At 33.3% G+C, this 12,811-nt stretch carries 11 protein-coding genes; all 11 read right to left on the bottom strand.

The features are described 5' to 3' along the window. Positions 1-80: 80 nt before the first annotated feature. Positions 81-455: a hypothetical protein gene (locus V5E38_RS22830; protein WP_499211555.1), complete on the bottom strand. Its 375-nt coding sequence runs from the start codon at positions 453-455 to the stop codon at positions 81-83. Then, on the bottom strand, positions 445-1,941 hold the full coding sequence (locus tag V5E38_RS22825; RefSeq protein ID WP_499211554.1) for an FTR1 family iron permease: 1,497 nt from the start codon (positions 1,939-1,941) through the stop codon (positions 445-447). Before V5E38_RS22825 ends, V5E38_RS22830 begins: the two co-directional genes overlap by 11 nt. A 170-nt stretch (positions 1,942-2,111) precedes the next feature. Continuing rightward, complete coding sequence (locus V5E38_RS22820) at positions 2,112-3,356, bottom strand: type III PLP-dependent enzyme (RefSeq protein ID WP_499211553.1); 1,245 nt, start codon at positions 3,354-3,356, stop codon at positions 2,112-2,114. 27 nt (positions 3,357-3,383) lie between these two features. After that, entirely contained in the window at positions 3,384-4,607 is a 1,224-nt protein-coding gene (locus V5E38_RS22815) for an MFS transporter (protein ID WP_499211552.1), read from the bottom strand. Between the two features lie 17 nt (positions 4,608-4,624). Next, positions 4,625-6,715, bottom strand: coding sequence for an IucA/IucC family protein (locus V5E38_RS22810; protein ID WP_499211551.1), 2,091 nt, complete (start codon positions 6,713-6,715; stop codon positions 4,625-4,627). Beyond that, positions 6,712-8,709 carry an IucA/IucC family protein gene (locus V5E38_RS22805; protein WP_499211550.1) on the bottom strand — a complete coding sequence of 666 codons (1,998 nt, stop codon included), beginning with the start codon at positions 8,707-8,709 and terminating at the stop codon, positions 6,712-6,714. Before V5E38_RS22805 ends, V5E38_RS22810 begins: the two co-directional genes overlap by 4 nt. 247 nt (positions 8,710-8,956) lie before the next feature. Continuing rightward, positions 8,957-9,676, bottom strand: coding sequence for a YjjG family noncanonical pyrimidine nucleotidase (locus V5E38_RS22800; protein ID WP_499211549.1), 720 nt, complete (start codon positions 9,674-9,676; stop codon positions 8,957-8,959). Between the two features lie 28 nt (positions 9,677-9,704). Further along, a complete protein-coding gene (locus tag V5E38_RS22795; RefSeq protein ID WP_499211548.1) occupies positions 9,705-10,187 on the bottom strand; it encodes a DMT family transporter in 483 nt (160 codons plus the stop codon). Positions 10,188-10,231: 44 nt separating this feature from the next. After that, complete coding sequence (locus tag V5E38_RS22790; RefSeq protein ID WP_499211547.1) at positions 10,232-10,930, bottom strand: Crp/Fnr family transcriptional regulator; 699 nt, start codon at positions 10,928-10,930, stop codon at positions 10,232-10,234. Positions 10,931-10,956: 26 nt separating this feature from the next. After that, the gene (locus tag V5E38_RS22785) at positions 10,957-11,382 is read right to left on the bottom strand and encodes a DMT family transporter (protein WP_097975091.1); all 426 of its coding nucleotides are present in this window, start codon (positions 11,380-11,382) and stop codon (positions 10,957-10,959) included. Positions 11,383-12,020: 638 nt separating this feature from the next. Next, complete coding sequence (gene trpA / locus V5E38_RS22780; RefSeq protein ID WP_499213629.1) at positions 12,021-12,806, bottom strand: tryptophan synthase subunit alpha; 786 nt, start codon at positions 12,804-12,806, stop codon at positions 12,021-12,023. Positions 12,807-12,811: the final 5 nt, after the last annotated feature.

The raw sequence follows: 12,811 nt of genomic DNA, 5'->3' as shown, positions 1-12,811 counted from the left end.
AATTGCGTGAATAAAATCAAGAAAAAACCTACAAAGATATTTCTATGTAGGCTTTTTTAGAAAACGATGATTATTGTTTATTATTTTAAATCTTTAACTTCTTTTAATACACTTTCTAATTCGTCACCAGCTTGGTTAAGTGTATCTGCATTCAATGGGGATACTTTTACTCCTGCTTCAATAATATGAAGTGGCGTTTCAACTTTTTCATAAAGATCTTTGTCTTTACCTTTTACCGAATCTTCGAATTTTTCCCATGATTTTTCAAGGGCTTCTCCGCTATCTTTTGCCTTTACTTCATCATTATTTGAAATTTGTGTTTTTAATTCTGAAATCGTTTTGATCATATCATCAGAACCAGTTTTAATTGCATTGTCTGTTTTCGTTCCACATGCAGATAAAGTTAAAGATAGTCCTAAAGCCATTGCTGCGACTAGTTTTTTATTAGATAACATTTTTCGTTCCCCCTGAATTTTTACTACTTTTATTATTATTTTTATTTGAGAATCTATTATAAATAACAGTAATACAAGCTATTAGCAACAAAATCATCTGGGGTACAAAGCTCTCCCAAGTTGAATAAATCGCAAAGAAATCAATTGTAGGAATAGGTGCCTGAGTCGCTGGAAGTAATCCAGATAGTTGTAAACCATGAATTCCCATGCCGGCAAATTTAAAGCATAAATAGAACATTAATATACTTGAAATAAGGAAAAACGGTCTCATTGGAATTTTCAGACCAACCTTTAAGATTAAGAAGCTTAGTATTGCTAAAATTGCAAATCCTAACCCAATTCCTATTAATAATGACGACAGTTTTATTGATGACGCCATTCCAATAAAGAATAATACCGTTTCAGTTCCCTCACGGAAAACTGCTAAAAACGCAAGAATTGATAAAGATAATAGACTACCAGTATTTAAAGCTTTATCACTCTTAGTTTTAATATACTGTTGCCATTGCTTAGTATTGGATTTGCTATGTAACCAATAACTCATATATAAGAGCATGACAGCCGCAAATACCCCAGTCCAGCCTGCGATTAAGAAGTTGTTACTTCCAAAAGCACCTGCAGAGAATAAGATATTTACAATGATACCTAGTATGATACTGACAGCTAATCCCGTGCCAACACCAAACCAGATCCACTTACTTTTCTTTTCTTGTCCAGACTTTTTAATAAAACCTAGTAATGCTACAACTACTAGTAATGCTTCTAATCCTTCTCTCAGTAAGATAGTAATAGCATCGATCATTGTATAACTAGTTTTAGACGCTAATGGTAATAGATAATCACGCATATCTGTAATTGTTTTTGTAGCCGCTTTCACATCAGGCGTTTTAGCAGTTAGCATTGCATAAGAAGTTACCATATCTCTTTCAGCGTCTGTGTACACTGTTTGAGATTGTGTTAATACAACACCTTCAATATTGATCCAAGATTTTCTAAATTGATCAATCTCTGAAGTTGCTCCTGATACATTGTTATCTTTTAAATCTGCTAAAGCTTTGTTTAATATTTCGATTAAATCTTCTACACTACCTGTACTTTTTGAATCTAATTTTGAACTAGCGAACTGATGAGAAATAAACTTTTCATTTACCTCTTCTAATTCTTTAAGTGCAGTAACAAGTGCATTTTGATTCACTGTTTTTTGAGCTAGGTTATACTGAACCATTCCCATAGCTTCTTCGATTTTGCCATACGCATCAATCGATTTATTTTTTATTCCATCCTCTTTATCAAGCCACTCGTCGTTGAATTTTTTATATTCCTGCTCAGCAGATTTAAAATCTCCTTTTTGAGCAGATTGAATTGCACTTTCTACAAAAGAATTTGCATGTGTTAAATCCTCTTCAGGGCTTGCAGCAAAGGTTTTAAACGGTAAAACTAAAAATAGTAAAGCTGTTAAAGTTACTTTAATAAGAGCCTGCTTCATCGTTGATTTTCCCCTTAAATATAAATGATAATCATTATCACCTCTTGATAATAAAGCTATTTCAGATTTTAGTCAATTATATTTTTATTAACTATTTTTAATGTTTGTATCAATTTTCGACTAAATTAAAAAAACTGAGGAAGAAGTTCCTCAGCTTTATCATACCTAGCCTAACTTTGTACTTCAAATGACATTCCTTCATTTACAAAATCATACTGTCTAATTAAAGAATCACGGTCTACATAAATTCGTTCAGGATGTGGATGACTTAGAAAATTATGATGTGAGATTGCCCAGCCATACGCTCCCACATAGCTAAACAGCAAAATGTCGCCTACCCGTAATTTAGAAATGATGACTTCTCTAGCTAATACATCATTTGGTGTACAAAGTTCTCCGGCTACTGTAATCTTTTCATCGATTACTTCAGGTCTTTCAAAAGAATATCGCCACTTTCCTACTGGGATGACAGTAAATGGATGGCTTTGCTTCCAAGCTGCAGGAAGTCTTAAATGATGACTTCCACCTCGTAGAATACAAAAATACTCACCGTGATTTTGTTTAATATCTAGGACTTCCGCTGCATAATAGCCACACGAAGAAGTAAGATATCGACCGCACTCAAATAAAGTATTCCAACTTTTGTCATTATGTTTTTCGAGTACTTTTTCCAATTGTTCCGTAAAATCTTCCCAATCAAATTGCTTATCTACCTGTAAGTAATTTATTCCAATTCCCCCACCGACATTTACGTATGTGATGTCTAAGTTCCACTTATTACTCCACTCTTTTGTTAATCCATAGCAATGATCTACAAAAGATGCATGTGATTTTGAATCCGTATTATTCGACATAGCATGGTAATGAAAACCTTCTAATTTCAAGTTTGGTAATCCCTCTATTAAGGAAATCGCCTTATCTATTTCTGTCTCATCAATACCAAATTGTGTTGGCACTCCAGCCATTTTTAGTTTAGCTGACGGTACAGAATGACGTAAATTAACTCGTAATAATATTGAAACAGAGACATGTTTTTGCATTGCTATATAATTAACAAGTTTTATTTCATGTAAGCTTTCAACATGAAGTAAGGTTACTCCATACTCTATTGCCATTTCGATTTCATGACGTGTTTTTCCAGGGCCACCGAATAGAATTGGTATATTACAATCAATATTCCTTACCTTTTCAATTTCTCCTAACGAGGCTACTTCAAAACCATTCACAATTGGTGCCAATGCTTTAAGAATCATTTCATCTGAATTTGCTTTTATTGCATAAAATAATCGACAGCTTGAAGGAAGAGTTGTCATTAATGAATTTACATGATTTCGTAATTTTGTTAGGTCATAAAGATATGCACAAAATGGACGATCTTGCTCTCGACTTTGTGTTTGCACAATATTTGCAATCATTTTCTTACACTCCTATGAATAATAAAGTTATACTTTTAAGATTTCTCTTCTTTTCAACACAATCATTAAAGTAGTTAAGATGCAACCAAGCCCCATTACACTTCCCGCCCAGAGAATTCCCAAACTTGATGCTATTGCTCCAATTAATAATGCACCTAATGGAATAAATCCACGATCCATTAAAGCAATACTCATAATTCTTCCCCTGAGATGATCTGGAACCTGCTTTTGCAGTGTAATTCGACTCAACGTTCTGTATGTTTGACTCGTTAAACCAACAAGGAACATTGCCAAACCTGCAACTAGATAATTATTTGTTCCAATAAATAATAGCAATGATAGACCAAATCCAATATTTGAATAAATTAGCCATTTACCCGTTTCGATAACCTCTTTCCCAATAGATAACCAGCTTGTCCCAATTATTGCACCAATGGAAGAAATCGATAATAAAACACCAAATCCTTCAGGACCGAGATGCAATAACTCTTTAGCAAACAGTGGCATCATTGTCGTATATGGAAAACCAAATACCATTGGAACAATTGCTAATATAAGCAATGATTGGACTGATGGCTTCTTCCTTACGAAATCGACAGCTTCTTTTATTGTTATTTTTTCATCTTTATCTTTATATTTAATCAATTGGTAGTCTGCCCGAATAATTGCTAAAGAGATTAAGACAGCAAATGTACCCCAAGCATTGATATAAAATAAATTTGCTATATTTATAATACCTAACAAGATACCAGCAATTGCAGGTCCAATAATTCGCGATAGATTAATAATCATTGTATTAACTGCAAGTGCGCTCACCATTGAACTTTCCGGTACAAGGTTTGGTATTAGCGCATTTCGAATTGGTGGATCCATAGCTGCAAACATCGAGCGTATAGCCACAATTAGTGCAAACAGCCAAAATGAGGGACCTTTTGCGACAAGAAATCCGATCACAAATGTTAACAGCATCATTCCTACTTGAAGCCATATTAACAATTTTCGACGATCAAACCTGTCAGCCATTATTCCCGCTGGAACACTTAATAAAAATGTTGGAACTAATCTACAAGCGTTCATAATGCCTAAATGAATTGGAGAATTTGTAAATTGCAAGACAGCCCAATTTAATGCAACTAAATCCATCCAATCTCCGACTCTTGAAATTAAGCTTCCTGTCATAAAAATATTGAAGGATTTTGATTGAAAAGCAAAACGTGAATTTTTTTTATTCTGTACTTCAATTTGTGCCATTGTCATTTCGTTCCTTTTTACTTAAATTCATGAAGAGGATTTGGAACAATTGCGTAAGAATATCCTTTCTTCGCAGGATCTAGTCGCATTTTTGTAAGTGCCTTATGCTCAACTTTCATTTGATAAAGAGCTTCACGGTCACATGCCACATTTTCTGTTAACGTCGGGTCTGCCTTTAATTTGTCAAAAACTTTATTACAGATTCGATGGATTTCTTGCCATAGTTCTCTTTCATTAATACCGAACTCATTACAAACTTGTAAAATTAACTCTCCTAAATGGTTTTGAAATACCGTATAAAATAATTTATTGTGCACTTCTTTCAAGTCATCTGTCGCCGTTATCGAACCGGCGTAAAGCTCTACATGTAAATTGTTTTTCTTAAGCCTTTCTTTATAAATTCGTAGACCACCCCAATCACGGAAAAGCATCCGGACAGGTTGACCGTTCTTAAATACCATTACACTATTTTGCAAATGTCCCTCTAAACCGATGCCATATTTAACTAATAGTGTTAAAAATCCAGGTAACGCAATATTTACATATTCTGAAACAAATTGATAAGCAGCCTGTCTAATTGATTCATTTGTCGTTTTAGCATACTGTTCAATTAATTCCGAGACGATGGTCTTTTCTGAAATTGGTGATTCTGAAAATAGAGAACTTCCGACAATTGCAACTTCATCATTGAAAGTAAATGACTCAATATTTTCGCGTAATACTGCAGATAAATTTCTATTTTTTTGCTTGTCATTTTCTTTTTTGAAATTGTAACCAGCAATCTCATAAACTGGTACAAACTGCTTACTTAATACTTGCTCAATTTCCATAATGGACTTTATTAATCTAGTAACAATCGTAGAATTATTCGTTGTATTTGCAGAAATTGTACGAACAGTTGAGGTCATTTGACTTTTAACTGCAACTTTAATTGCATAGTTCATGCTCCCTTGGTTCCCGAGTGGTACAACAGTTCGGAAAGAAGATGTTGATCCACAAGGAACGTGAAATGATTGGATTGGAACAATAGTCTGATCATTCAATTCTTGCTTATAAACTACAGAAATAGCGTTTTCTAGTTGCCATGGATGAACTGGAACGATTACATATTCTTCTAAACGATGGCCTTGTAGCTGAAATTGTTGCTCAACTACATTTCTTAATTCAGGGTAAACCTTAAATAGTAATTTATTTGCATCTTCTTCTAATTCATCTTTCACACACCATTCAACACGTTCTTTTAAAATGCCGACAAATTGAATTGCAGCTACTCCATCAAACTCAGGTGCATATTGAAAAACATCCTCAGCTTTCATATCGATTTTCGTCTTTGTACCTGGATGAAGATTATGCCCTTCAACCGAAAGTTGTTCAAAAAATAAGCTACTGTCGAATGCTGAATTTAATTTTTTCTCAAACAGAACCCAGTCTAAAACATTCGTAATCTTAAATTCTGAAGCCCTCTTTTGAAGCTCTTTTTTCTTTTGATCCCAATACGCGTAGGATAATGCAAGATTCGCACTTCCATTAATTAGTTCCTTTGCAAGCTGCTCCCAAGCAAATTTTTCACTTTCGTATTGGAACTCTTTTTTGTGACGAACAATTTCCAACAGTTCAACCGAGTGATTTATTGGTGTTACTTCTTTCTCAGTAACAATTAATATTTCACCGTCGACCTCAATTCGATTAAACGCATAAGTACGACTTACCGGAATAACCAAACATTCATCCTCATTAAGAGAATATAGTTTATAAGTTTTGCCTGATTGTAGGTTATAAGATTGAACCTGTTGAATAACCATTCTCCAAAAACTTGTAATAGCTGGTACATTTAGTGCATAGATCGAGTCAATAACGTATAAATCATGTGAGTCTGTAGAAAAATTAAGTATGTTTTCTCTTAACATTGAACCTACGAGACGGTTTAAAATACCACGTCTTCCTTTTTCCAGGTTTACCATATAATTTGGAATTAGATTTGGCATATTGCCTACTAAAAAAGTAAGATTCGCAGCTTCATCTCCCAATAGTTCTCCGTTACGTAGTTTTTCAAATGATTCATATAAAAAATCTTTTTCTAATAATACTTGGCTTAAACTTGCGCTCATTCTCCGATTTCTCCTTTCCAGTACTTCATTGGATTTGGAACTTTCATAAATGAATAAGCAGTACTATCTCCTTGTAATCGCATCGTTGCTAAAGCTTTTAAGTTAATCATTGGTTGGAAAAATGCTTTTTCATCCAATGATGCTTGTACTTTAATCAAGGGATCCTTTTTTAATTCCTTGAATATCTCTCTACTAATCTTAACAATTTCTTCCCATAGCTCTCCTTCATCGAACTCTAATGTACGTACTATACAAGTTATTAGCTCAGCAAAATGATTCTGCATAACTGAATACGAAATTATATTATGTAACTGGCTTTCCTCATCTGTAACAATAGATGAACCAGGATAAAATTCTGCTTCAAAACCTTGTTTCCACATTCTTGACGGAAGTATTCGAATTCCACCAAAATCTCTCACTAAAATGCGTACTAGCTCACCTTCTCTAAAGACCGTGACACTATTTTGCATATGACCTTCCAGACTAATTCCATAACGTACCATCATTGTTAAAAAGCCAGGTAATGACGTTCTTGCATATTTACGAATAAATAGTTTAGCAGCCTCGTTCATATCATCTAAACGATTTACACTAGCTAATTCTTCAATTAACTCGATTACAATTGGCTTTTTACTTATTGGGGATTTTGAAATTAATGACGCTGCCGCCATTGGAATTTCATCCTCAAGTAGGACATAGTTTTCGGGATTTTCTCTTAAAATAGAAGCTAAATTTGCTTGAAGTTTCCATTGCTCTTCCTCAGAAACATTTAAACTTTCGTGCTTAAAATGAATTCCCGCTCGTTCTTCTAGCACAATAAATCTCCCATCAAATCCATATTCCTTTTCTTGAATTGCTTTAAATATTTTTGAAAGTATCGGACCATTTACGACAGCATTAGGTGATACCGTACGAATAGCACTTGTTGTTTGCACGTTAACTGCCGTTTTTAAATGATGTTTTTTCCCTCCTAAATTTTGAATCGGAGCTAAAGATCGAAATGACACTAATGATTGAGTTGGAATAACAAAATCACTGATTGGAATTATTTTTCCTTGCGCAATCTCTTTTTCATAAAATGCATCTAGTGTATTTTCAAATTGCCATGGATGAACTGGTATCAATTCAAAATCACTAAGCTGTAAGCCTTTATTATGTAAAACCGCTTCAACAGCAGGCTGTAGACTTTCATACTCTTTAAATAAGCAATTTGTAATAGTAGTTTGATCAATGGATGTCGTTCGACAAAGGTCTTTTGAAACTGCAATAATGACTACCCCTGGTTTGCCACCCCATTCCGGTGAGTACTGAATTACCTCTTCGACACTAAGCCCAAACTTTGTTTTGGCTCCAGGATGTAAAGGATGCCCTTCAACTACACATTGTTCAAAAAATGCAAGTGGACTAAATTCTTTGTCCTGATTCTTTTGATGTAGAGCCCATTCTATTGAAGAATGAACCGAAAATTGTTTAGCCTTTTCCGCTAATTCTTGATGATTGATTGTAGCACACGTTAGGGCCAACGTTAGATTAGCAACACCATTTTGAATTTCGTGCTTAAACCGTTCATACTGCTCTGTAGTTGCTTCCTCCAACATCCCTTCGTTCTTTAATAACTCAATCAGTTCAACAGGATGCATTAGTTCGTTAGATAATGTATTGTCAATTAGAATTACATCATCAGTTAGATCGAATCTTCCAAGTGAGTGTAATTTGCAAACAGAAACTTGCAGAAGTCTTCCACTAGGTAGATTTACGTTAATTTTTGACACTTCTCCATCTATCCAAGTAATTCTTTCATCTGGTATTAATTTTTCTCTTATAAACGCTTGGAAAAGACGTTGAAAAATTCCTCTTCTTCCTGCTTTCACATTAGAAAGATAGCCTACCAATAATTCAGGTTTTTCGCTTTTAAGATAATCCAAAGTTTTTAACTCTTCCTGATCTAAGTGATCATAATTTGTTAATCCATCTTTGTTCTGAATATTAATCATTTCTACACATCCTCTAATGATTTTCATTTAAGTCCAAACAGATGATAATGATAATTATTATCAACACAAACACATTTATTATATTAAGTGATAATGATTATCATTGTCAATAATTTTTATTCCAATATTTTCTAATTTATGCAAAATAAAAAAGCAAAAAGTATATAACTTTTTGCTTTAAGTGTGTAAACTAAATTCAAAAATCAACGATCAGATTGAGTGAAAAACTTTGCTTTTTAAGGGGGTCTTAGTTAAATGAAGTAACCAAAACCTTCTGTTCAATATTTAAAATCTTATATAGTTCATCTAGTTTTTGTATTTCATAGGTTGGAACTACATCTGCGTCATTTGAAAGCATTTTTGGATTGACCCAGCAAGTATCAATTCCTGACCCTGCCCCACCAATTATATCCGCGCTAAATGAATCTCCAATAATCAATGTCTGATCTAATTCAATGTTTGGAATTCGATCAAATACATATTGAAAGTATTCTTTCATCGGTTTTTGATAACCAGTATCCTCAGAAACGAAAATGTCTTTAAAGAAAGGATAAATACCAGCCGCATTCAAACGTTTATATTGTGTCTTTGAAACTCCGTTTGTAACAATATATAATTCGAACTCGCGCTGAAGACTTGTAAGTAATTCAAATGCACCTTCAACTAATTGATTTCCCTCTCCTAAATAACTTTGGTAAGACTGTTCCAGTAGAGAACCGTCAACTTCAATACCAAACTCTTTAAATAAGGTTGAAAAACGTGTATTTACCACATCATCACGACTTATTTTACCTTCTTCAAATGACTTCCAAAGTCCATGGTTTATTTCTTTGTACCTTGACTTAACTTCATCCGTTAATGGTAATTTTTGATCTTTAAATAGAGATTGTAATGCTACTTTTTCTGCTGCACCAAAATCTAATAATGTATCATCTACATCTAATAATAATGTTTTGTATGTTTTCATAACATTTCCCCATCTCTATTTATTTAATTCATATTTTACTAGATTGATTTTTAACTAGCTTAATCCGTTTAAACCTAATTCCGTTTAATTTAAAAATTAATATACCACTGATAATAAGCAAAACACCAATTAGATGCTTAGGAGAAAACGGAACTTTCTCAAGACCTAGCCATCCCATAGAATCAAATAACATTGCAAACAATAATTGAGATGTGAGAACAATTGATATCGCATAAGTTGGTCCAAGAATTTTAGTACTATTCGTTAAGCAGAAAACAACACCTACACCGACTATTCCGCTAATCCAATACCAATTTTTCATATTATGCAAAACAAATAATTCCTTACCTTCAAATAAAAGCCCCATTCCGAAAGAAGCTAAAAAGCCCATTCCTAATACAAATGTAGTTGTTACCCATATTCCCGCCCGTTCATTAACTTTACTATTGAATATATTTTGTAAACCAATTAGTGATCCTGCTATTAAAGATAATATTAATCCATAAATCATAAATTGCACCTCCAAAAATAAAATACTTTATTAGTCCTAAGAATTTATTCATAAATATTATTACCAGCAAGAACACTCAAGCCAGCACGATTCTTAATAAGGATTCCCCCATTTTTCCGCTCCACTAGGTCATCCTTACAGAACTGTTGAATAACTCGATTAACATGTCGATAACTCGTTCCGATTAGATTTGCTGCGTCTTTAAGATTGATCGGATTTAAATTTTCGTTTTGTAAAGAATTCGCTTCATGGTATGAAACCGATAATAGATAACTCGCTAGCCGAACTTCGACAGGATACATTAAATTAAAACTCATCGCATTCGACTTAATAAGAAACTTTTCCGTTATGATGTCTAATAAAAACTGAAGAAATGGTGCATAGTCTTTAGCAAATTTTTTTAGCCACCTATAATCTATAGCAATCATTTCAACTGCAGAAACAGCCTCAACCGTATTTATATAATTTGAACCTCTTACATATTCAATGTCGCCAATTAATTCAAGCGGCTTTTTAAATGAAAGAATTAATGTTTTACCCTCTTCTGTAGTTGTATAAACTTTGACTTTCCCTTTTACTAAAACAAACAAAGTTTGTGGTAAGTCTCCTTGGGAACAAATAAGCTCTCCTTGCATGAATCGATGAAGAGTCATATGAGCTTTTAAATCATCATTAAAGACTTCTTTAATATGAAGTTCAGCTAAAAATTGATTAATTTGTTCAATATCACTAGTGACTTTCAAGTTAACTTCACCTCCAACAATTACTTTTAAGATCCTAACACAATCACACCGATCATCATCATACCAATTCCAATAAATTGTGAAGGACTAATAGTAAGCTTTTTGACTCCGAACCAGCCTCTACTATCAATGATAAATGTTAAACTTAGCTGTGCGATTAAAAGAACAGAAATTGAAAATGTCACACCAATAATATGAATTGATGTCACATTACAAAATATAACAAATGCTCCAAGTGCACCACTTAATAAATAAATTGGATTCACTTTCTTAACTTCAGCTAATTTTTTATCTTTTATTAATAGTAGTATGAATAAAGCTACAATAAAACCTGTGAACTGCGTAATTGTAGCTGCTTGCCAAGTACCAATATCACTGCTAATTTGAGAATTTGCAACTCCCTGTAGTGTAATGAATGCTCCGCCGATAATTGCTAATAAAATTCCTTTCATATAGATCTCTCCTGACATTTTGATTTCTTCATTATTAAACGATATTGGATGGTTGTTTGGAAAGGACATATGTCCTAGAGAGAAATATGAGTGTATTCTGCAATTGTGGAAAACTTTTTAGATTATATAAATATCTGTGGATAGTTTGTAGTTATATTTTTTTGGAGTGAGTTTTTTGTGGATACTCCGGTATTATGTGGAAAACTTCCCATAAAAATGTGGAGAACTGTAAAATTAGTGGATAGTTTGTAGTTGAATTTTTTAAGGAACAGTCTATTTTTTGTGGATACTTATGGATCATTCTACAATTATTTTAGCTACTGCAAATAAAATTCGATAATCGCAATAAAAATTGTCAGATCTGCAATTAAATTCTCGGAATCGCAAATAAAAATAGGAAAACCGCAATTAAACATTTATTATACCCATACCGCTAACCGTATTTCTAATGGTTTCTTGGTAAAATTAAATGGAATGATTTTCAAATCAATTCTTTTCATCCAAAAAACTCACAACCGGTCAGTTATAGCCAAGGTTCAACTATATTTCAGACTTAATTATGGTTAAGATTAATACAATACCCTAAAAGTAAGTAACATAAAAAAATCAGGCCACTTAAATAGCCTGATTCATTTTTATTAGATTACTTCCTCGCTTACTAAACTTGATTCCATTAAAAGTTTAATTTCATTGATCTTATTTTGATTAAATAAATCAACAATTTTACTACCAACAATTACTCCATCACAATCTTGGCTTAATTCCTTTACTTGTTCTGGGGTAGATACACCGAATCCAGCTATTACAGGTTTATTACTAATTTCTTTAACACCTTTTAAAAAGGATGATAGGCTATCGTCTAGTTCATTTCGAACACCAGTAATCCCTTTTACTGTTACTGTGTATAAGAAACCTCTTCCTTTTTCAGCAATTTTAAGGATTCGATCTTTTGGTGTAGCCATTGTGACTAAACGAATTAGTTCTACTCCAAATTCTTCAAGTTGATGGATGATAATTTCTTCTTCTTCGATTGGTAAGTCAGGAATAATACATCCGTCTACTCCTGCTTGCTGAAGGTCAGATACGAACCTGTCAATTCCATAAGCTAAAATGGGATTCATATATGTCATAACGATTAAAGGTACAGAAATTAATTTACGAACTTCTTTTATTTTTTCAATTACAGCTTTTAATGTTGCACCAGCTTGTAATGCTCTAATTCCCGCTTGTTGAATTACTGGTCCGTCTGCTACTGGGTCTGAGAATGGTATACCTATTTCGATTGCTGATGCGCCAAATTTTTCTAGTAAAGCAAGTCTTCCCCCTAGTACTTCAAGGCCACCATCTCCTGCCATTACATAAGGTATAAATAACTTTTCACCTTTTTTAAGTCGTTCTGAAAATTGGAATTCAATTCGGTTCAACATCA

This window comes from Rossellomorea sp. GAMAL-10_SWC, from assembly GCF_049568075.1.
Lineage (GTDB): Bacteria > Bacillota > Bacilli > Bacillales > Bacillaceae_G > Gottfriedia.
This window is presented reverse-complemented; position numbering and strand designations above follow the sequence as displayed.